The sequence below is a fragment of the Pseudooceanicola nanhaiensis DSM 18065 genome (assembly GCF_000688295.1).
GTDB lineage: Bacteria > Pseudomonadota > Alphaproteobacteria > Rhodobacterales > Rhodobacteraceae > Pseudooceanicola > Pseudooceanicola nanhaiensis.
The window spans coordinates 113269-133449 of sequence record NZ_JHZF01000017.1; the positions used below are offsets into that span (position 1 = coordinate 113269).

The 20181-nt window shown below is 70.1% G+C and carries 19 protein-coding genes; 15 read left to right on the forward strand and 4 right to left on the reverse strand.

The features are described 5' to 3' along the window. Positions 1–29: 29 nt before the first annotated feature. On the reverse strand, positions 30–779 hold the full coding sequence (locus tag Q344_RS0120700) for a sulfite exporter TauE/SafE family protein (RefSeq protein WP_028288462.1): 750 nt from the start codon (positions 777–779) through the stop codon (positions 30–32). 8 nt (positions 780–787) lie between these two features. Continuing rightward, on the reverse strand, positions 788–1672 hold the full coding sequence (gene purU / locus Q344_RS0120705; RefSeq protein WP_028288463.1) for a formyltetrahydrofolate deformylase: 885 nt from the start codon (positions 1670–1672) through the stop codon (positions 788–790). A gap of 375 nt (positions 1673–2047) precedes the next feature. Between purU and minC the strand changes: the two genes are divergently transcribed. Genes minC through minE form a run of 3 tightly spaced genes read left to right on the forward strand, consistent with a single transcriptional unit; the run spans position 2048 to position 3878 of the window. Beyond that, on the forward strand, positions 2048–2752 hold the full coding sequence (gene minC / locus Q344_RS0120710; protein ID WP_051630955.1) for a septum site-determining protein MinC: 705 nt from the start codon (positions 2048–2050) through the stop codon (positions 2750–2752). Next, complete coding sequence (gene minD / locus Q344_RS0120715; protein WP_028288465.1) at positions 2749–3597, forward strand: septum site-determining protein MinD; 849 nt, start codon at positions 2749–2751, stop codon at positions 3595–3597. Before minC ends, minD begins: the two co-directional genes overlap by 4 nt. Continuing rightward, positions 3594–3878 carry a cell division topological specificity factor MinE gene (gene minE, locus Q344_RS0120720; RefSeq protein WP_028288466.1) on the forward strand — a complete coding sequence of 95 codons (285 nt, stop codon included), beginning with the start codon at positions 3594–3596 and terminating at the stop codon, positions 3876–3878. Before minD ends, minE begins: the two co-directional genes overlap by 4 nt. A gap of 133 nt (positions 3879–4011) precedes the next feature. On the opposite strand, the gene Q344_RS0120725 is transcribed toward minE, so the two are convergent. Both Q344_RS0120725 and Q344_RS0120730 read right to left on the reverse strand, forming a co-directional pair. Further along, positions 4012–4713: a histidine utilization transcriptional repressor HutC gene (locus Q344_RS0120725; RefSeq protein WP_028288467.1), complete on the reverse strand. Its 702-nt coding sequence runs from the start codon at positions 4711–4713 to the stop codon at positions 4012–4014. Continuing rightward, on the reverse strand, positions 4710–6071 hold the full coding sequence (locus tag Q344_RS0120730) for a formimidoylglutamate deiminase (protein ID WP_028288468.1): 1362 nt from the start codon (positions 6069–6071) through the stop codon (positions 4710–4712). The genes Q344_RS0120725 and Q344_RS0120730 overlap by 4 nt, the downstream gene beginning before the upstream one ends. A gap of 71 nt (positions 6072–6142) precedes the next feature. Between Q344_RS0120730 and hutI the strand changes: the two genes are divergently transcribed. The 12 genes from hutI to Q344_RS25725 all read left to right on the forward strand — a co-directional run bounded on the left by hutI (position 6143) and on the right by Q344_RS25725 (position 20172). Beyond that, positions 6143–7336 (forward strand): imidazolonepropionase, encoded by a 1194-nt coding sequence (gene hutI, locus Q344_RS0120735; RefSeq protein ID WP_028288469.1) that lies wholly within the window; start codon positions 6143–6145, stop codon positions 7334–7336. Further along, entirely contained in the window at positions 7333–8871 is a 1539-nt protein-coding gene (gene hutH / locus Q344_RS0120740; protein WP_028288470.1) for a histidine ammonia-lyase, read from the forward strand. The genes hutI and hutH overlap by 4 nt, the downstream gene beginning before the upstream one ends. Beyond that, on the forward strand, positions 8868–9668 hold the full coding sequence (gene hutG / locus Q344_RS0120745) for an N-formylglutamate deformylase (protein ID WP_028288471.1): 801 nt from the start codon (positions 8868–8870) through the stop codon (positions 9666–9668). Before hutH ends, hutG begins: the two co-directional genes overlap by 4 nt. Next, a complete protein-coding gene (gene hutU, locus Q344_RS0120750) occupies positions 9665–11350 on the forward strand; it encodes a urocanate hydratase (protein ID WP_028288472.1) in 1686 nt (561 codons plus the stop codon). The genes hutG and hutU overlap by 4 nt, the downstream gene beginning before the upstream one ends. 225 nt (positions 11351–11575) lie before the next feature. Next, complete coding sequence (locus Q344_RS0120760; RefSeq protein ID WP_028288473.1) at positions 11576–12205, forward strand: glutathione S-transferase family protein; 630 nt, start codon at positions 11576–11578, stop codon at positions 12203–12205. A gap of 135 nt (positions 12206–12340) precedes the next feature. Further along, on the forward strand, positions 12341–12991 hold the full coding sequence (locus Q344_RS24660) for a TetR/AcrR family transcriptional regulator (protein ID WP_036540180.1): 651 nt from the start codon (positions 12341–12343) through the stop codon (positions 12989–12991). A gap of 165 nt (positions 12992–13156) precedes the next feature. Then, positions 13157–14062, forward strand: coding sequence for a glycine betaine ABC transporter substrate-binding protein OsmF (gene osmF, locus Q344_RS0120770; RefSeq protein WP_028288474.1), 906 nt, complete (start codon positions 13157–13159; stop codon positions 14060–14062). 98 nt (positions 14063–14160) lie between these two features. Continuing rightward, positions 14161–15246 carry an ABC transporter permease gene (locus Q344_RS0120775; protein WP_188781532.1) on the forward strand — a complete coding sequence of 362 codons (1086 nt, stop codon included), beginning with the start codon at positions 14161–14163 and terminating at the stop codon, positions 15244–15246. Beyond that, positions 15243–16178: an ABC transporter ATP-binding protein gene (locus Q344_RS0120780; RefSeq protein WP_028288476.1), complete on the forward strand. Its 936-nt coding sequence runs from the start codon at positions 15243–15245 to the stop codon at positions 16176–16178. Before Q344_RS0120775 ends, Q344_RS0120780 begins: the two co-directional genes overlap by 4 nt. After that, entirely contained in the window at positions 16175–16921 is a 747-nt protein-coding gene (locus Q344_RS0120785) for an ABC transporter permease (protein WP_028288477.1), read from the forward strand. The genes Q344_RS0120780 and Q344_RS0120785 overlap by 4 nt, the downstream gene beginning before the upstream one ends. A 277-nt stretch (positions 16922–17198) precedes the next feature. Beyond that, a complete protein-coding gene (locus Q344_RS0120790; RefSeq protein WP_028288478.1) occupies positions 17199–17969 on the forward strand; it encodes an enoyl-CoA hydratase/isomerase family protein in 771 nt (256 codons plus the stop codon). Beyond that, positions 17962–20172: an acyl-CoA dehydrogenase family protein gene (locus tag Q344_RS25725; RefSeq protein ID WP_084178525.1), complete on the forward strand. Its 2211-nt coding sequence runs from the start codon at positions 17962–17964 to the stop codon at positions 20170–20172. The genes Q344_RS0120790 and Q344_RS25725 overlap by 8 nt, the downstream gene beginning before the upstream one ends. Positions 20173–20181: the final 9 nt, after the last annotated feature.

Here is a 20181-nt window from a genome sequence, read left to right on the forward strand (position 1 = left end):
GGAGGGGTGAGCCGCGCTTGAGCCCGGGCCTACATCTTCCAAAGCGCCGCCGCGCCTTCCCAGACGAGGCGGATCGACAGGAGCAGGAGCGCCACCTCGATCACCGCGACATAGACCCGCTCGGGCAGCAGCTTCGTCAGGCGGTTGCCGACGAAGGTCCCGGCCACGGCCACCGCCATCAGGGTCAGCAGCACCGCGAGGTCGATATGCGCGAAGAGCCCGACCGCCCAGTAGGCCGGCACCTTCGAGAGGTTCACCACCGCGAAGGTGATCGTCGTGGTCCCGGCGAAGACCAGCTTGGGCAGTTTCTGCGGCAGCACGTAGGTCTGGAACGGCGGGCTCCCGGAATGGGAGATGAAGCTCGTCACCCCCGTCATGATCCCCCAGAAGACACCGCGCGGCAGGTCGGCCGGGCGCGGCGGCAGGTTCCGTCCGCGGGCGAGCCAGGACCGCGCACAATAGGCCAGCCCGATCAGGCCGGTGGCGATCAGGAACGCCTCGGCCGGGAGCACCGGGGCGAGCAGGGTCGCGATCAGCACGCCGAGCAGGCTGGCCGGGATCAGGATCGCGAGGTTCCTCGAATCGAAATCCCGCCGGAAGAGCCAGACGCCCACCATGTCGCTCACGATGAAGACCGGCAGCAGCATCGCCGCCGCCGCCAGCGGATCCATCCGGAGCGCCAGCAGCGGCACCGCGAGGGCCCCGACCGAGGCCAGCCCGCCCTTGGACATCCCCACGATGAAGGCGGCGAAGAGGACGAGGAGGCCGGGAAGCTCCAACGCCCCGGTCAGCCCATCCTCTCCGAGGCATAGGATCCGGGCGAGGCGGGGAAGACGACCGTGCGGTTGCCGTTCAGGAAGACGCGGCGGTGGATATGCGCGTGGATCGCGCGGGACAGCACGCGGGCCTCCACGTCACGCCCGAGCGAGACGTAGTCCGACGGGCTCTGCGCATGGGTGACGGCGACGACGTCCTGCTCGATGATCGGGCCCTCGTCGAGGTCGGCGGTCACGTAATGCGAGGTCGCCCCGATCAGCTTCACGCCGCGCTCGTAGGCCTGCTTGTAGGGGTTCGCACCCTTGAAGCTCGGCAGGAAGGAATGGTGGATGTTGATGATCCGCCCCGACATCTTGCGGCACATCTCGTCCGAGAGGACCTGCATGTAGCGGGCGAGCACGATCAGGTCGGCCTCGGTCTCTTCCACGATCTCCATGATCTGCGCCTCGGCCTTCGGCTTGTTCTCCTTGGTGACCTTGATGCAGTGGAAGGGCAGGTCGTGGTTCACGACGACCTTCTGGTATTCCATGTGGTTCGAGATCACCGCGACGATGTCGATCGGCAGCGCCCCGATGCGCCAGCGGTAGAGCAGGTCGTTCAGGCAATGCCCGAAGCGCGAGACCATGATGATGACCTTCATCTTCACGTCGGTCCCGTGGAAGGCGAAGTCCATGTCGAAATCCCCCGCGATGCCGGCGAAGGACTCGGACAGCGCCTCGGCGGTCGCGCCGTCCTCGGAGACGAAGATCGTGCGCATGAAGAAGCGCCCGCTCTCGGTGTCGTCGAACTGGGAGCTGTCGGTGATGTTGCAGCCGTTCTCGGCCAGGAAGGTGCCGATCGCGCCGACGATCCCTCGCGTGCTGGGACAGGAAACGGTGAGGCAAATCTGGGTCATGCGGGTGCTTTCCTTCTGCGCCGGCGGCGCGCGGGTGGAGTTATCGCACATCACTCGACCTCGCGTATCGAAGCAAGGACGGGAACGACCATTTCGGTGCCGAAACCGCTGCCGGAGGCGCTGGCGGGGAACGAAGTGTAGCGCATCGGAAAGTCGGGAAGGGAGGTGTGCGCCGGCGGATCCCCGCACCGGGCGCGGCTTGACGTGGCGGGATGCCGCCCAGCGCCGTGACGCGCCGGATTGGGGGGTGGAATCCGGGCGCGGAGTCATTAGGAAGCTCGCAAAACCGGCGCGCGAGTCGCGACCATAAAAACGAGCAGGAGCACAGGTCACGTGCAAGACCAGGATGCCCGGAGCCGGAGCGGAGCCGCTTCGGTGACCGCGAGGCCGTTCCAGATCCGCGGCAGGTTCCTGACCGCGATCGCGATCCGCGTGGAGAGCGATCCGGCCTCTCCCGCCTTTCACGCCGCGCTCGACGAGCAGCTGAAGCAGACGCCGCAGTTCTTCGGCGACGCCCCTGTGGTGATCGACTTCGAGCGCATCCCCGAGCTCGCCGACCTGAACCGCATCCGCGACCTCGTCGCCACGCTGCGCCGCAAGGACCTGCGGGTCTTCGGCGTGCAGAACGCGAGCCCGGCCCAGGCCGAGGCGGCGCGCCAGATCGGCCTCATTCCGATCCACACCGGCCGCGAGGCGCCGCTGCCCTCGAACCGGCAGCGCCGGGCCGAGCGGCTCGAGAAGCTGCTGCCGCCGGAGAACCGGATCATCTCGACCCCCGTGCGCTCCGGCCAGACGGTGGTGGTCGAACGCGGCGACCTGACGGTCATCGGCTCCGTCGCCTCGGGTGCGGAGCTGGTCGCGGGCGGCTCGATCCACGTCTACGGGCGGATGCGCGGCCGGGCCATGGCGGGCGTGCATGGCGACGAGAAGGCCCGCATCTTCTGCCAGAGCCTCGATGCCGAGCTTCTGGCCATCGCCGGTCTCTACCGGACCAGCGAAACCTTCGGCCCCGAGATCCTGAACCGGGGTGTGCATGTCTTCCTGGAAGACGAGAAACTACGCGTGGAGGCGTTCGCATGACGACGCAATTGAAGGACACGGCGCCGCTCGGGAGGATCATCGTGATCACCTCGGGCAAGGGCGGCGTGGGCAAGACCACCTCGGCCGCGGCGATCTCTGCCGGCCTGGCCAAGCGCGGCCACAAGACGGTCGTGATCGACTTCGACGTGGGCCTGCGGAACCTCGACATGATCATGGGCTGCGAGCGCCGGGTGGTGTTCGACTTCATCAACGTGATCCAGGGCGATGCCCGGCTGAAACAGGCGCTGATCAAGGACAAGCGGCTCGAGAACCTCTTCGTGCTGCCGACCTCGCAGACCCGCGACAAGGACGCGCTGACCCAGGAGGGTGTCGAGGCCGTCCTGAACGAGCTGAAGGAAGAGTTCGACTACATCATCTGCGACAGCCCCGCCGGGATCGAGCGCGGCGCCCAGATGGCGATGTACTTCGCCGACGAGGCCGTGGTGGTGACGAACCCCGAGGTGTCCTCGGTGCGCGACAGCGACCGGGTGCTGGGGCTGCTGAGCTCCAAGACCCGCCGGGCCGAGAAGGACGGCGCGGAGCCGATCAAGGCGCAGGTCCTCCTGACCCGGCACGACAAGGGCCGGATCGAGAAGGGCGAGATGATGACCGTCGAGGACGTGCTCGAGATCCTCGCCGTGCCGCTTCTGGGCATCATCCCCGAGAGCACCGCCGTGCTGCGGGCGTCGAACATCGGCACCCCGGTCACGCTGGACGAGCCCTCGGCCGCCGGCACCGCCTATGAAAACGCGGTGGCGCGGCTCACCGGCGAAGAGGTCGAGATCAGCGTAGAGGACGACCGCCGTCCCGGATTCTTCGGGCGGCTGTTCGGGCGCACGGCATGAGCTTGTTCGGTTTCACCCTCAGGCCGCGCCGGGCTGCCTCGGCAAAGACCGCAAAGGACCGGCTCCAGATCCTTCTCGCGCATGAACGGCGGGGCGGGGCGGAGACGCCCGATTACCTGCCGGCCCTGCAGCGGGACATCATGGAGGCGATCCGCAAATACGTGAAGATCGGGGACGACGACGTGAACGTCCGGATGGACCGGCGCGACGACGTCTCGAGCCTCGAGATCAATATCGAGCTGCCCGAGGCGGCTCCGAAGGCAAAGGCCGGGCGCGCCTGATCAGGGCGCGCCTCCGGCGGCGAAGGTCTGCCGCCACAGGCCGGTGAACCGCCGCGCCTTGCCCTGGTCCAGCGCGCCCGGCAGCGGCGGCGAGGAAGGTCCGCGGACGATCCCCCGGCGCGCGTGCTGCCCGTCAGAGCCGCGTGTGCATCCGGTAGCCCGGGTGGAACACCAGCCGGACCGAGGTGATCATTCCCGCCCCCGTCCACGTGGTCCGGTCCAGCACGAAGAGCCCGGTGCCCGCGGGGCAGGAGAGCACCTCGGCCTCCGCCCCCCCCGCCGAGAGTGCCGAGAAGGTGAAATCGCCGCCCTCGAAGGGCACTTCCCGCACCAGCCATTCGTTCGGGCTGATCGCGCTGAAATCCTCCGCCAGCACCGCCGGCACCGCCTCCGGATTGATCCAGCGGTTCTCGTAGACATAGGGCGCGCCGTCGGCGGTGTGCAGCGTCCTGAGATGCAGGAGCTTGCGCCCCGGCGCCACCTGCATCCGCGCCGCCACCTCCGCAGGCGGCACAGGCATCTCGCGCGAGAGCACCCGATGGCCGTAGGCCTGCCCCTTCGCGACGATCTCTTCCCGGATGACCGGGATCTCGAGCTGCGCCTTGCGCACCGGGTTCACCGCGACCCGCGTTCCGGCCCGCCGCCGCCGGTCGAGCAGCCCGGCCTCGGCCAGCTCCCGCAGCGCGCGGTTGACCGTGGCGCGCGCGCAGCCGAATTCGGCGGCGAGGTCGGCCTCGTGGGGGATGAACTCTCCCGGCCGCCAGACCCGCTGGGTGATGCGGCGGCGCACCTCCTCCTGCACGCCCTGCCACGTGTTGATCTCGGGGGTCGTCAAATCGTCTCTCCCAGCTCGCGCATGGCCGCGCGGTAGCGTGCCGCGATGCCCTCCCGCCGTATGTGGCGCCCCTCGGTCACGACATGGCGCCCGGCGGACCAGACCTCGCGCACCATCCGGTCGTCGCCCGCGAAGATCCAGGTGTCGAGCAGCGTATCGCCCCGCCGCCCCTCCATGTCCAAATGGCGCCCGTCCAGCGCCAGCAGGTCCGCCCGCAGACGCGGCGCGATGGCCCCGGTGTCCCGCCCCGCCGAGAGCGCGCCGCCCGCCAGCGCCGCCGCATAGATCCGCCGGCCGGTCGACAGCTCGGGCGCGGCCAGCGCCGCCCGCGAGCCATCCCGCAGACGCTGGGAATATTCGAGCGTGCGCAGCTCCTCGGACAGGGCGATCCGGATGTTGCTGTCCGACCCGATCGACAGCGCCCCGCCGTTGTCCATCCACCGCACCCCGTCGAAGATCCCGTCCCCGAGGCTCGATTCGGTGATCGGGCAGAGCCCCGCAACGGCACCGGAGCGGGCCAGCCCCTCGGTCTCGTGCGGCTGCATCCGGGTGCAGTGGATGAAGGTGCAGCCCGCGTCGGGGGCCATGTGTTCGAGCACCCATTCGACCGGGCGCAGGCCCCGGGCATCGCGGACCTCCTCGACCTCGGCCACCTGTTCGGCGAGGTGCATGTGAAACGGTCCGCCAAGCGCCCGCAGCCCCGGCAGCGCCTCGGGCGCGACCGCCCGCAGGCTGTGCGGCGCGACGCCGAGCCTTGTGTCGGCGGGCAGCCCCTTCAGCGCATCGCCCGAGGCCGCGTGCAGACGGACGAAGGCGTCCGGATCCGTCCCGAACCGGTCCTGTCCGGGCCCGAGGGGCCGCCGGTCGCAGCCGCCGAACTGGTAATGCACCGGCAGGAGGGTCAGCCCGATCCCGGTCTCGGCCGCGGCCGCCGCGATCCGCCCCGCCATCTCGGCGGGGTTGGCGTAGGGCGCACCCCCGGGCTGGTGGTGGAGGTAGTGGAATTCAACGTTCGTCGCATAGCCGGCCTCCAGCATCTCCATCTGGACGAGGCTCGCGATGGCCTCGACATGCTCCGGGGTCAGCCGGTCGAGGAAGCGGTACATCAGCCGCCGCCAGGTCCAGAAGCTGTCCGACGGATCCGGCCCGCGCCGCTCGGTCAGTCCCGCCATGGCCCGCTGGAAGGCATGGCTGTGCGCGTTGACCGGGGCGGGGAGCAGGATGTCGACCGCGTGATCGGCGCCTCCCGGCGCCCCCGTCTCGACCGAGGCGATCCCGCCCGCGTCGTCCAGCGTGACGAGGACGTTCTCGGCCCAGCCTTCGGGCAGGAGGGCCTGCGCGGCGCGGATGGTCTGCATGGGGAACCCCGGTTGACAGTTTAATATGTGCAGACATATACCGGCGAAGAACGCGCTTAACAAGGTGAGTCATGCTGCTGCACAACGCCACCCTCGCCACGATGGAACCCGGCGCGCCCTATGGGCTGGTCCGCGACGGCGCGGTGGTCATCGAGAGCGAGACGATCCTCTGGGCCGGCGCCGCGGCGGAGCTGCCGGAGGCGCACCGGCAGCACGAGCGGCACGATCTCGGCGGCCGTCTGGTCACGCCGGGCCTGATCGACTGCCACACCCATATCGTGCACGGCGGCGACCGCGCGCGGGAATTCGAGATGCGGCTCGAGGGCGCCTCCTACGAAGAGGTCGCGCGGGCCGGGGGCGGGATCGTCTCGACCGTGCGCGCCACGCGGGAGGCGACGGAGGAGGGGCTTCTCGCCTCGGCCCTGCCGCGCGTCGATGCGCTGATCGCGGAGGGCGTGACGGCGATCGAGGTGAAATCCGGCTACGGGCTCGACATCGAGACGGAGCTCGCGATGCTGCGCACCGCCCGCCGGATCGCGGCGGCGCGCCCGATCCGGGTCCGCACCAGCTTCCTCGGCGCCCATGCGGTGCCGCCCGAATACACGGGCCGCCCGGATGCCTATATCGACGAGGTCTGCCTGCCCGCGCTCGACGCCACCCATGCCGAGGGTCTGGCCGACGCGGTGGACGGGTTCTGCGAGGGCATCGCCTTCACCCCCGACCAGATCGCGCGGGTCTTCGACCGGGCCCGCGCGCTCGGCCTGCCGGTGAAGCTGCATGCCGAGCAGCTTTCCAACCTCGGCGGCGCGCGGCTGGCGGCGCAGTACGGGGCGCTTTCGGCGGATCATCTCGAATACGCCGATGCGGGCGATGCTCAGGCGATGGCCGGGGCAGGGACCGTCGCGGTGATCCTGCCCGGCGCCTTCTACACCCTGCGCGAGACGCAGCTCCCGCCGATCGACGCCTTCCGCGCGGCCGGCGTCCCGATGGCGCTCGCCACCGACTGCAATCCCGGCTCCTCGCCGCTCTCCTCGCTCCTGCTCACGATGAACATGGGCGCGACGCTCTTCCGCCTGACGCCCGAGGAGAGCCTCAGGGGCACCACGACCCACGCCGCCCGCGCGCTCGGGCTGACCGACGCGGGCGCGATCCGGGCGGGGCTGCGGGCCGACCTCGCCATCTGGGACGTCGCCACCCCGGCCGAGCTCGCCTATCGCATCGGCTTCAACCCGCTCTGGAAACGCATCTTCGGAGGCCGCCTGTGACACTCACCCTGACCCCCGGCGCCGCGACCCTCGCCCAGCTCGAACGGCTCTGGCGCGAGGGGCTTGCGGCCGAGCTGGACCCCGCCGCCCGCCCCGCCATCGACGCCGCCGCCGCGATGGTGGCCGAGGCCGCCGCCGGGGAGGCCGCGATCTACGGGATCAACACCGGCTTCGGGAAACTCGCCTCGGTCCGGGTGCCGCCGAAGGAGACCGCGCAGCTTCAGCGCAACCTGATCCTGTCGCATTGCTGCGGGGTCGGGGAGGCGCTGGACGTGGCCACCACCCGGCTGATGATCGCGCTGAAGCTTTTGTCGCTGGGCCGTGGCGCCTCGGGCATCCGCTGGGAGACGGCGGCGCTGTTGCAGGGGCTGTTGGCGAAGGGCGTGACGCCGGTGGTGCCCGCGCAGGGTTCGGTCGGTGCCTCGGGCGACCTCGCGCCGCTGGCGCACATGGCGGCGACCCTGATCGGGGAGGGGGACGCCGTCTACGAGGGCGAAACGCTGCCCGCCCGCGAGGCTCTCGCGCGCGCCGGGCTCGCGCCGGTGGTGCTGGCCGCCAAGGAGGGGCTGGGCCTCATCAACGGCACCCAGTTCTCGACCGCCTGCGCGCTGGCGGGCTGGTTCGAGGCGATGCGCAATGCCGAGAGCGCCGTCGCCGCCTCCTGCCTGTCGACGGATGCGATCATGGGCTCGACCGCGCCACTGGAGCCGGCGCTGCACGACCTGCGCGGCCATGCCGGGCAGATCGACGTCGCCCGCGCCATGCGCGCCATCATGCAGGGCAGCGCGATCCGCGAGAGCCACCGCGAGGGCGACACGCGGGTGCAGGATCCCTATTGCATCCGTTGCCAGCCGCAGGTGACCGGGGCCGCGCTGGACCTGCTGCGCTTCGCCGGCCGGACGCTGGAGGTCGAGGCCAACGCCGTCTCGGACAACCCGCTGGTGCTGGTGGCGCAAGGCAAGATCGTCTCGGGCGGGAATTTCCACGCCGAGCCCGTCGCCTTCGCCGCCGACCAGATCGCGCTGGCGATTTCCGAGATCGGCGCCATCGCGCAGCGCCGCGTGGCGCTGATGGTGGACCCGACGCTTTCGTTCGACCTGCCGCCGTTCCTGACCCCCGAGCCGGGCCTGAACTCCGGCCTCATGATCGCCGAGGTCACGACCGCCGCGCTGATGAGCGAGAACAAGCACCTCGCGCATCCCTGCTCCACGGATTCCACGCCCACCTCCGCCAATCAGGAGGATCACGTCTCGATGGCCGCGCACGGGGCGCGGCGGCTGAAGCGGATGAACGAGAACCTTTCGGTGATCCTGGGCGTCGAGCTGATGTGCGCCGCGCAGGGCGTCGAATTCCGCGCGCCGCTGACGACAAGCCCGATGCTGCAGGACCTGCTCGAAACCGTCCGGGCCGAGGTCGAGACCCTGCGGGAGGACCGCTACATGGCCGACGACCTGTCCCGCGCCGCGGCGCTGGTCCGGGAGGGGCGCGTCTCGGACAGCTGCGGGATACGCGCGCTGCTGGAGGGCGCGGAATGACCCCCGTCGAGGTCGTCCGCGGCGACGGGCCGGTGGTGCTGGGCCTGCCCCATACGGGGACGCATGTGCCCGAGGCGATCAGGGCCCGGCTGACGCCGCGCGGCCGCACGCTGTCGGACACCGACTGGTATGTCCACAGGCTCTACGACGGGCTTCTTCCGGGCGCGACCACGGTGCGGGCGACCTTCCACCGCTACGTGATCGACGCGAACCGGCCGCCCTCGGGCGAGAGCCTCTATCCGGGACAGAACACCACCGGGCTGATCCCGCTGACCGATTTCGACGGCCATCCGCTGTGGGAGACCGAGCCCGCGCCCGAGGACATCGGTTCGCGCCGCCGCGACTACCACGACGTCTACCACGCCGCGCTGGCCGCCGAGCTGGAGCGCGTCCGCGCGAAGCACGGCATCGCGATCCTCTACGATTGCCACTCGATCCGGTCCGAGATCCCCTTCCTCTTCGAGGGCCGCCTGCCGGATTTCAACATCGGCACCAACTCGGGCCGGAGCTGCGCGCCCGCGATCGCCGAGGCCACCGCCCGGATCTGTTCCGAGGCCGAGGGCTATACGTCCGTCCTGAACGGCCGCTTCAAGGGCGGCTGGACGACGCGCCATTATGGCCGCCCCGCGGAGGGCCTGCACGCGATCCAGATGGAGCTCGCCCAGGACACCCACCTGATGTCCGAAAGCCCGCCCTTCGACTACGACCCGGCCGGCGCCGCGCAGCTCCGCCCGCACCTCGCCGCGATCCTGCATGCGCTCGAGGATTACGCCTTCACCCAGGGAGCCACCCGATGACCAACCCGCGCCACAACCTCCGCGACATCTATCCGCCCACGGGGACCGAGATCACCGCCAAGTCCTGGCAGACCGAGGCGGCGATGCGGATGCTGATGAACAACCTGCACCCGGACGTGGCCGAGAACCCGCACGAGCTGGTGGTCTACGGCGGCATCGGCCGGGCGGCGCGAAGCTGGGAGGATTTCGACCGGATCGTCGCGGGGCTGCAGGACCTCGAGGCCGACGAGACGCTGCTGGTGCAGTCGGGCAAGCCGGTGGCGATCATCCGGACCCATGCGGATGCGCCCCGGGTGCTGATCGCGAACTCCAACCTCGTGCCGCACTGGGCGACCTGGGAGCATTTCAACGAGCTCGATCGCAAGGGGCTGATGATGTACGGCCAGATGACCGCCGGGTCCTGGATCTACATCGGCACGCAGGGGATCGTGCAGGGCACCTACGAGACCTTCGCCGAGGCCGGGCGCCAGCATTACGGCGGCGACCTGACCGGCAAGTGGATCCTGACGGCGGGCCTGGGCGGCATGGGCGGCGCGCAGCCCCTGGCGGCGGTCTTCGCCGGGGCCTGCTGCCTTGCCGTGGAATGCGACGAGACGCGGATCGATTTCCGTCTGCGCACCCGCTACCTCGACGAGAAGGCGCGGACGCTGGACGAGGCGCTCGATATGATCGCGCGCTGGACCGCGGCGGGAGAGGCGAAATCCGTGGGCCTTCTGGGCAACGCGGCCGAGGTCTTTCCCGAGCTCGTCCGCCGTATGAAGGACGGCGGCGCGCGGCCGGACATCGTGACCGACCAGACCTCGGCCCATGATCCGCTGCACGGCTACCTGCCGGCGGGCTGGTCGGTCGGCGACTGGCGCGCGCAGCAGGAAAGCGACCCGAAGGCGGTGGAAAAGGCCGCCCGCGCCTCGATGAAGGCCCATGTCGCGGCGATGGTCGATTTCTGGAACGCGGGCGTGCCGACGCTCGATTACGGCAACAACATCCGCCAGGTCGCGCGCGAGGAGGGGCTCGAGAACGCCTTCGCCTTCCCCGGTTTCGTGCCCGCCTACATTCGGCCGCTCTTCTGCGAGGGCATCGGCCCGTTCCGCTGGTGCGCGCTCTCGGGCGATCCGGAGGACATCCACAAGACCGACGCGGCGATGAAGCGCCTCTTCCCCGAGAACGAGCACCTGCACCGCTGGCTCGACATGGCGGCCGAGCGGATCGCCTTCCAGGGCCTGCCCGCGCGGATCTGCTGGATCGGGCTGGGCGACCGGCACCGGGCGGGGCTGATGTTCAACGAGATGGTCGCGAGCGGCGAGCTGAAGGCGCCCATCGTGATCGGGCGGGACCACCTCGACGCGGGCTCGGTGGCGAGCCCGAACCGCGAGACCGAGGCGATGAAGGACGGATCCGACGCGGTGTCGGACTGGCCGCTCCTGAACGCGCTCGCGAACACCGCGAGCGGCGCCACCTGGGTCAGCCTGCACCACGGCGGCGGGGTCGGCATGGGCTTCAGCCAGCACGCGGGTGTCGTGATCGTGGCCGACGGCACGCCCGAGGCGGCGAAGCGGCTGGAGCGGGTGCTCTGGAACGACCCGGCCTCGGGCGTCTGGCGCCACGCGGACGCGGGATACGAGAGCGCCATCGCCTGCGCGAAGAAGCACGGGCTGCGGCTGCCGGGGATCCTCGGGACCTGAGTCGGGCAAGGAAAGGAAGGCACTGACCTGCGGCGGTCGTCGCGCAGGTCGCACTTCGCCGAGCTCTACGACCTCGAAAACGTTCCGCTGGAGATGGTCAATCCCCGGCAACACCCCCAGTATGCCGCCGCGAAGGGGCAGCCTCCGGACGAGATGGTCATGGCGATGATCGGGATCCGGGAGAGCGCGCCCCTGCCCACGGATTTCGCCTGAGGAGGGGCGTGCATGAAACTCTACGACTACAAGATGGCGCCGAACTGCCGGCGCGTGCGATTTTTCGCGGCCGAGAAGGGCGTGTCGCTCGAGTGCGTCGACGTGGACCTGATGACCCGGGAACAGCTCGGCGATGCCTATGTCGCGGTGAACGAGCGCCGGACCGTTCCGCTGCTCGAGCTCGACGATGGCACGCGGCTCACGGAATCGGTGGCCATCTGCCGGTATCTCGAGGAGACGACGCCCGAGCCCGCGCTCTTCGGGACCGGCGCGCTCGGCAAGGCGCGGGTCGAGATGTGGCACCGGCGGGTCGAGCTCGAGGGGCTGATGGCCGTGGCCGAGGCGCTGCGCAACACCTCCGAAGGCTTCCGCGACCGCGCGATCCCGGGGCCGCAGAACTTTCCCCAGATCCCCGAACTGGCCGAGCGGGGGCAGCGTCGGCTCGATGCCTTCTACGCGATGCTCGACGCAAGGCTGGGCGAAAGCCGCTACCTCGCCGGTGAGGATTTCTCGATCGCCGACATCCTCGGCGTCGTCACGGTGGACTTTGCCAAGGCGGTCAAACGCCGGATCCCCGAGGAGGCCACCAACCTCGCCCGCTGGCATGCCGAGGTCTCGGCGCGGCCCGCCGCGAAGGCGTGATCCGGCGGCGTCCGTGACCTGAAGCTGCCCCCGGCCCTCCGGCCGGCCGGCTGGGCCCGCGGGCTTGATCGGCCCGAAACCCGGGGGCTAGGATAGCCCTTCGCCGGCCCGACCGGCGGAGGGAAGGGAGTTCCGATGCCAGAGCCCCGGCGGCAGCCCTACGGCACGGCCAGGCTGGCCCTGATGGAGACGGCGGAACGGCTGTTCGCCGAACGCGGGCTGGACGGCGTGTCGCTGAACGAGATCACCGCCGCGAGCGGGCAGCGCAACGCCTCGGCGCTCAGCTACCATTTCGGGTCGCGCGAGCGGCTGATCGAATCCATCGTCGCCTGGCGCATGGCAGAGATCGACGCAGAGCGCCGCGCCATGCTGGACCGGCTGGTCGCGGAAAGACGCACCGGCGATCTGCGGGGCCTTGTCGAGGCGCGGGTAAGGCCCCTTGGCGCGACCCTCGCACCCGGAAGCCGGGCGCGGCACTACGTCCGCTTCCTCAACCAGATCTACGCCAGCCCCAACTTCGGCTTCATCGACATGACCGCACCGCAGTTCGGGACCTTCTCGCTCGGCACCGTGCGGCGCCACATCGCCGCCTGTATCGCAGAGCTTCCGCCCGACATCGTCCAGGCCCGGATCCGGACCACGCAGGCGCTTTCGGTGATCGCGCTCAGCGACGCCGAAAGCGGGATCCGCCGCGCGGAGCAGGAGGGCGGGCGCTTCGACCTCGACGCCGCGATCCGCAACATCGTGGACATGCAGGTCGGTGCCCTCACCGCACCCGTCACCTGAGGCCGCGGGGCGGCGTCGCGGGCGATCCTCCGGCCCCGCATTTCGCGCTCTGCCGAATTTCACCTGGCCGGATGGACTTGGCGGCGGGCCACTTCCTTCTACCTTGCCCTTAGAGCCTGCGCCGAACGGCGTGTGAACCATCCCGGCACGAAACGGATTCCGCCCATGAAAAAACCCCTCATCCTCGCCGCCACCCTGTTCGGCGCCTTCACGACGGCCGCGCAGGCCGACATCGTCGTCTCCTCCAAGATCGACACCGAGGGCGGTCTCCTCGGCAACATGATCGCCCTCGCGCTCGAGGACGCGGGCCTGCCGGTGGAACGCCGGCTGCAGCTCGGCGGCACCCAGGTCGTGCGCGAGGCGATCCTCGCCGGGCAGATCGACATCTATCCCGAATACACCGGCAACGCGGCCTTCTTCTTCAACGAGGCCGACAGCGACGTCTGGAAGGATGCGCAGGCGGCCCATGACCGCGCGGCCGAGCTCGACGCCGAGGCGAACGACATCACCTGGCTCGACAGCGCACCGGCGAACAACACCTGGGCCATCGCCCTGACCGGGCCGGTGGCGCAGGAGAACGGCCTGACCACCATGTCCGACTTCGGCAAATGGGTCGCCGGCGGCGGCGAGGTCAAGCTGGCCGCCTCGACCGAATTCGTCTCCTCGCCCGCCGTCCTGCCGGCGATGCAGGAGACCTATGGTTTCGAGCTCTCCGAGGACCAGACCGTGATCCTGTCGGGCGGCGACACCGCGGCCACCATCCAGGCGGCCGCGCGCGGCACCTCGGGCGTCAACGCGGCCATGGTCTATGGCACCGACGGCGGCGTCGGGGCGACCGGGCTGGTCGTGATGGAGGACGACAAGGGCGTGCAGCCGGTCTATGAGCCGACGCCGATCGTCCGCGCCGAGGTGCTCGAGGAATATCCCGCCATCTCCGAGGTGCTGAACCCGATCTTCGCCGAGCTGGACATGACCACGCTCCAGCAGCTCAACGGCCGGATCCAGGTCGGCGGCGAGCCGGCCGAGGCCGTGGCGCGCGAGTACCTCACGCAGGCCGGAGTGCTCGACTGATCGCCCTCTCCGCAACGACCGGGGAGGCGCGGCACAGCGTCTCCCCGCCCGGCCTTCTCTTCGTCGTTCTCGGCCTGGCGGCGCTGCTCGCCCCGTTCATGACGATCGCCGCCAACCGCATCGTGGCGGGTGAAGGCGTCCCTGCCTGGGCGGTCGCCGCCCCCGCGCTCGTGGCGCCGGGGCTGGCGGCGGTGGTGCTGGGGCTGCTGCTCGGCCTGCCGCTGCACTGGCCGCGCCTGCGGCTTCTCGGCGCGGTCATCGGCCTCGGCGGGCTGCTCTGGCTTCTGATGCAGGGCGCGCCGGCGCTGCTGGAAGGGGCGGGCGATTATGCCCGGGTCTCCCCGGCGATCGGGTTCTGGTGCCTGCTGACAATCCTCATGCTCCTGATGGCCGACGCGCTGGCGCAACTGGCGCCGGGCCCGGTGATGCGCGGCGCGATGCTGGGGGGCGTCCTGGCGACGCTGGCCCTGATCCTGTGGTCGGGCGCGCTGGCGCCCCTGTCGGTGATGCAGGAATTCAGCAGCCGGAGAGCCGCCTTCGCCGATGCCGCCCTGCGCCACCTTGCGCTTGCCTTCGGATCGCTCGCCACGGCGGCGGTCATCGGGTTCCCGGTCGGTCTGCTCTGCCACCGGAACCAGAGGCTGCGCGGATCGGTCCTGCCGGTCCTGAGCTTCCTGCAGACGATCCCGTCGCTGGCGATGTTCGGCCTGATGATCCCGATCCTCGGGTGGATCGCCCTCAACGTGCCCGGCGCGCGGGCCTTCGGCATCGCCGGGATCGGCTTCACCCCCGCCTTCCTCGCGCTGGTGCTCTATTCGCTCCTGCCCGTGGTCGCGAACACCGTGGCGGGCCTTGCCGCCGCGCCCCCGACCGCGATCGAGGCCGCTCGGGGGATGGGCATGACGCCGAACCAGCGCCTGCTCCGGGTCGAGCTTCCGCTGGGCCTGCCGATCATCCTGACCGGCCTGCGCATCGTGCTGGTGCAGAACATCGGGCTGGCCGTCATCGCCGGGCTGATCGGCGGCGGCGGCTTCGGCACCTTCGTGTTCCAGGGGCTGAACCAGACCGCGACCGACCTGATCCTGCTGGGCGCGCTGCCGACGGTGGCGCTGGCGCTCGTCTCGGCGATCGTGATGGACATCCTGGTGGAACTGACCCGCCCTGACGCGACGAGGACCGCATGATCGAGATCGACCGTATCACCAAGGTCTACAACGGCGTGACGGCGGTGGATGCCGTCACCATGACCGCCGAGAGCGGCACGATCACCGTGATCGTGGGCACCTCCGGCTCGGGCAAGACCACGCTCCTGCGGATGATCAACCGGCTCGAGGAACCGACCTCGGGCGAGGTGCGGATCAACGGGGAGTCGACCCTCGCGACCAAGCCGCATCTTCTGCGACGTCGGATCGGCTATGCGATCCAGGGGCACGGGCTGTTCCCGCATCACAGCGTGGCGCGCAACATCGGCGCGGTGCCGCGGCTGCTGAACTGGCCGAAGGAGAAGATCAGCGCCCGCGTCGACGAATTGCTGACGCTGTTCTCGATGGAGCCCGACCAGTTCCGCGACCGCTTCCCGGCCGAGCTGTCGGGCGGCCAGCAGCAGCGCGTCGGCGTGGCGCGCGCGCTGGCATCGCGGCCGGACGTGCTGCTGATGGATGAACCCTTCGGCGCGCTGGACCCGATCATCCGGGCGCGGGCGCAGGACGACCTCCGCCGGATCCAGCGCGCGCTCGGCTCGACCATCGTGCTGGTGACCCACGACATGGAAGAGGCGATCCGCCTGGGCGACATGGTCGCGGTGATGGACGGAGGGCAGCTCGTCCAGCACGCCCCGCCGGCCGAGATCGTCACGAAGCCCGCGACCGGTTTCGTCGCCGACATGGTCGGCGACATGGAACGCCCCCTGCGCCTGCTGTCGCTGGTGCCGCTGTCCGAGGTGATGGAGGACGGAGACGCACCGGGCGAGGCGCTGCCCGCCGACAGCAGCCTGCGCGACGCGCTCTCCGCCTGTCTGTGGACCGGGCGGACGGCGGTGCCGGTGGAGCGCGACGGCCTGCCCGCCGGGCGCGTGACGCTGGACGCGATCCGCGCCCGGGCGGAGCTGGGCGCATGAAGGCCGGCGCCATCCTGCGCCCGGCCGTCATCCTGCTGCTTCTGGCGCTGGTCCTGAAGCCCGAGTGGTTCGTTCCGCTCTTCGCCCCGCTCGCGCCCGAAGGGGCACCGGTGATCTATGCCCGCAGCTCGCTCCTGTCGCTGTCGCTCAGCCACCTGGGCCTCGTCGCGGCCGCCACCGCCGCGGCGACGCTGGTCTCGGTGACGCTGGCGATCCTCGTGACCCGCGATGCGGGCGCGGCCTTCCGCCCGCTGTCGCGCACGATCACCAACATGGGCCAGACCTTCCCGCCGGTCGCCGTGCTCGCCCTCGCGGTGCCTGCCCTGGGCTTCGGGGCCGGGCCGACGCTGGTGGCGCTCTTTCTCTACGGGCTGCTGCCGATCTTCGAGAATTCCATCACCGGGCTCTCGACCCTGCCGCCGGCGACGATGGAGGCGGCGCGGGGCCTGGGCCTCAACCGCTGGCAACGTCTGATCCAGGTGGAGCTGCCGCTGGCCCTGCCGGTGATCCTGACGGGGATCCGCCTGTCCTTCGTGATTTCGCTGGGGACGGCGACCATCGGCTCCACCGTCGCCGCCCGGACACTGGGCGAGGTGATCATCGCGGGGCTTCTGACCAGCAACACCGCCTACGTGCTGCAGGGCGGGCTGATCGTGGGGCTCTTCGCGGTCGTGGTCTACGACGCCCTCATCCTGCTGGAGGCGCGGATTGCCCGGCGCTCCGGGATGGCGGACCCGCGGTGAGGTGACGCGGCGCCGTCGCGTTCCTGAAATCGACGCTTACCGATCGTTCGGTAGATATGTGTGATTTGGTGATTGGTGGGCTCAGGCGCGAGGGCTGCGCGGGGAGTTCGTTTGCGGCGGGTGATCCCGATGAAATCCAGTGTTCGCAGGGGTTTGGAGCATAGACGCGCCGGAAGGCCCTGAAAGCGCGCACCGCCGATCCCGCCCCTGACCGAATTGACAGACCGGCGTGACGTCATTTCTACCTTACCGAAAGGTAGATTTTTCGGAGCCAGCCATGCCGTATGAATACTTGAAGGTCGAGGTCGAGGATTATGTCGCGACCGTCACGCTCAGCCGCGCACCCGTGAACGCGCTCAACTACGACATGCGGCAGGAGATCATCACGGTTTTCGACTCGATGAGCGATGACCCGAAGGTGCGCTGCGTGGTGCTGACCTCGGACCAGCGCGTCTTCTGCGCCGGGGCCGATCTGAAGGACCGCCCCTCGACGGACGAGCTGGGCACCTTCTGGGCCCACAACCGGGCGGTGCGGGAGACGGGCAATGCCATCAAGGAATGCGCCAAGCCCGTCATAGCGGCGGTGAACGGCGCGGCGCTCGGGGCCGGGTTCGGCCTGGTCGCAGCCTGCGACATCATCTACGCGACCGAGGAGTCCGTGCTCGGCATGCCCGAGATCGACGTCGGCCTTGCCGGGGGCGCCGCCATGCTGCGCGAGTTCTTCTCGCGCTCGCGGATGCGCCGGATGTTCTTCACCGGCTGGCGGGTGCCCGCGCCCGAGCTCTATCGCATCGGCATGATCGAAGGCGCGCTGCCCGCGGACGAGTTGATGCCCGAGGTGATGAAGCTCGCCCGCGAGATCGCGTCCAAGAGCCCGGACGGCATCCGCTATGCGAAGATGTCGGCCAACATGGTGGAGAACATGCCGCAGCGCGACGCCTACCGGATGGAGCAGAACTTCACCGTCGCCCTGTCGCGGACCGAGAACGCCCAGGAGGCGCGGCGCGCCTTCGTCGAGAAACGCAAACCGGTGTTCAAGGATGTCTGAGGCCGCCCGATCCGCCCCCCTGTCGGACGAGGCGGCCGCCGCCTTCGCGCGCGAGGTCCGCGATTTCGCGCGGGCCGAATGCCCCGAGGACATCCGCGATGTCGTCCGCAATTCCCGCAAGCTCACCCGGGACGTCTGGGCGCGCTGGCAGAGGATCCTTTACGACAAGGGTTGGGGCGCGCCGAACTGGCCGGTGGAGTTCGGAGGCACCGGCTGGGACCCGCAGCAGCGCTACATCTTCGACACCACGCTCGCGGAATGTGAATGCCCGCCGCAATATCACCACGGGCTGCGGCACCTCGGGCCGGTGCTGATCGCCTATGGCACCGAGGCGCAGCAGGAGCGGTTCCTGCCCGGCATCCTGACCGGCGAGGATTGGTGGTGCCAGGGCTTCTCCGAGCCCGGTTCCGGCTCGGACCTCGCCTCGCTCGGGACCCGGGCGGTGCTGGACGGGGACGCCTATGTCGTGAACGGCCAGAAGATCTGGACGAGCCACGCGCAGGAGGCCGACTGGATCTACACGCTGGTCCGCACCTCGTCCGAGGACAAGAAGCAGAAGGGCATCACCTTCGTGCTGATCCCGCTGTCCGCCCCGGGCATCACGGTCAAGAAGATCGAGACGATCGACGGCATCCACCACGTCAACGAGGTGTTCTTCGAGAACGTCCGCGTGCCGGTCGAGAACCGCATCGGCGAGGAGGGGCGGGGCTGGACCTACGCGAAGTACCTTCTGTCCCACGAACGCCTCGGCGGGGCGAACACCGCGCCGCTGTTCCAGATGTTCGGGAACGTCCGCACGCTGGCCGGGCGGGCCCCGGGCGGCGCGGCGCGGCAGGCCGACATACGCCACCGGCTGGTCACGAACGAGGCGCGGCTCGTCGGGCTGAAGGAGCAGGGCCGGATCGCCGTGGCCACGGCCATGAACGGCGAACCGCTCGGCGTCATGCCGTCCGCCATCAAGCTCCTGTCCTCGGATCTGAGCCAGAACCTGAGCACGCTCGCGCTCGAGATCACGGCCAGCGCCCATGCCGGAGATCTGGGCGCTCACGGCGACCCGGCGGCCGCGCATTGGGCCAGCACCTATTATTACAACCGCTCCCGGTCGATCGTCGGCGGCACGAACGAGGTGCAGCGCAACCTGATCGCGCAGCAGCTCTTCTCGGGTGGCGTCGATTCCGTCCATCCCCCCGCCTTCCCGGGCGAGATCCACACCGCCGCCCTTCGCTTCGCCCAAATGGCAAAGGACCCGACCTGGGCGGACGTTGCCGCGCTCGGCTGGCAATTGACGATGGTGCCGGAAGAGGACGGCGGGCTTGGCGCCTCGCTCTCCGATCTGGCGGGCGCGATCGAAGGGGCGGGGCGGGGCGGCCTGGCGATGTCGCTGGCCCTGCATTGCGGCGTGACGCCGCTGCTGCTCTCGGCCGCTCTGGCGGGTCCGCAGCGCGACGCGGCGTTGCAGGGGCATCTCACCGGCGCGGCGCCGGTCCTGACCTGGCTGCCGGACGAGGCCGCCGCCCGGCGTCTGGAGGTGCGGAGCACGCCCGACGGTCTGACCCTGCGCGGCAAGGTCCGGGGTGTCGCCGCCCTTCCCGACGCGACGGCGCTTCTGCTGGCGACGGGGCCGAGGCTCATCCTCCTGCCGCTCGACCATGAGGGCGTGACGCCCGTGCCCGCCGTCGACCTCGCCGGCAACGCCACGCTCGGCTACGACCTCGACCTCACGCTGCCCGCCGCGGTGGAAGTGCTGAGCGGCGATTCCGCGCAGGAGGCGCGGGACCGGGCCTTCCTGACGGGCGGGCTTCTGACCTGTGTCGAATCCGTGGGCCTGATGGCCGCGACGCTGGGCCTGACCCTTGCCTATCTCGGGGAACGGCGCCAGTTCGGGCAGCCGCTGTCGGAGTTCCAGGTGCTGCGGCACCGGGCGGCGGACATGCTCCTCGACCTGATGAACGCCTCGGCCCTTGCCGCCCATGCGGTCGCCGAGACGATGGAGGGGCAGGGGCGCCGGGCCGCGAGCCTGGCGAAGATGTCGGTCTCGCGCGCTGCGCGCCGCTCTGCGGAAAGCGCGATCCAGCTGCATGGCGGGATGGGCATGACCGAGGAGATGGCGGTCACGCCATTGAACAAGAGACTGATCCAGGCGGGGTTCGAGTTCGGCGATGCGATGCATCACGAGGAACGTCTGGACCTGATGAACAGTTGAACGGAACGC

Bases quoted from the DNA above. Each gene is read 5' to 3' on its own strand.
- purU (WP_028288463.1), bottom strand. From the start codon at position 1,672: ATGACCCAGATTTGCCTCACCGTTTCCTGTCCCAGCACGCGAGGGATC.
- minD (WP_028288465.1), top strand. From the start codon at position 2,749: ATGACGACGCAATTGAAGGACACGGCGCCGCTCGGGAGGATCATCGTG.
- minE (WP_028288466.1), top strand. From the start codon at position 3,594: ATGAGCTTGTTCGGTTTCACCCTCAGGCCGCGCCGGGCTGCCTCGGCA.
- Q344_RS0120730 (WP_028288468.1), bottom strand. From the start codon at position 6,071: ATGCAGACCATCCGCGCCGCGCAGGCCCTCCTGCCCGAAGGCTGGGCC.
- hutI (WP_028288469.1), top strand. From the start codon at position 6,143: ATGCTGCTGCACAACGCCACCCTCGCCACGATGGAACCCGGCGCGCCC.
- hutG (WP_028288471.1), top strand. From the start codon at position 8,868: ATGACCCCCGTCGAGGTCGTCCGCGGCGACGGGCCGGTGGTGCTGGGC.
- hutU (WP_028288472.1), top strand. From the start codon at position 9,665: ATGACCAACCCGCGCCACAACCTCCGCGACATCTATCCGCCCACGGGG.
- Q344_RS0120760 (WP_028288473.1), top strand. From the start codon at position 11,576: ATGAAACTCTACGACTACAAGATGGCGCCGAACTGCCGGCGCGTGCGA.
- Q344_RS24660 (WP_036540180.1), top strand. From the start codon at position 12,341: ATGCCAGAGCCCCGGCGGCAGCCCTACGGCACGGCCAGGCTGGCCCTG.
- osmF (WP_028288474.1), top strand. From the start codon at position 13,157: ATGAAAAAACCCCTCATCCTCGCCGCCACCCTGTTCGGCGCCTTCACG.
- Q344_RS0120775 (WP_188781532.1), top strand. From the start codon at position 14,161: ATGACGATCGCCGCCAACCGCATCGTGGCGGGTGAAGGCGTCCCTGCC.
- Q344_RS0120780 (WP_028288476.1), top strand. From the start codon at position 15,243: ATGATCGAGATCGACCGTATCACCAAGGTCTACAACGGCGTGACGGCG.
- Q344_RS0120785 (WP_028288477.1), top strand. From the start codon at position 16,175: ATGAAGGCCGGCGCCATCCTGCGCCCGGCCGTCATCCTGCTGCTTCTG.
- Q344_RS0120790 (WP_028288478.1), top strand. From the start codon at position 17,199: ATGCCGTATGAATACTTGAAGGTCGAGGTCGAGGATTATGTCGCGACC.
- Q344_RS25725 (WP_084178525.1), top strand. From the start codon at position 17,962: ATGTCTGAGGCCGCCCGATCCGCCCCCCTGTCGGACGAGGCGGCCGCC.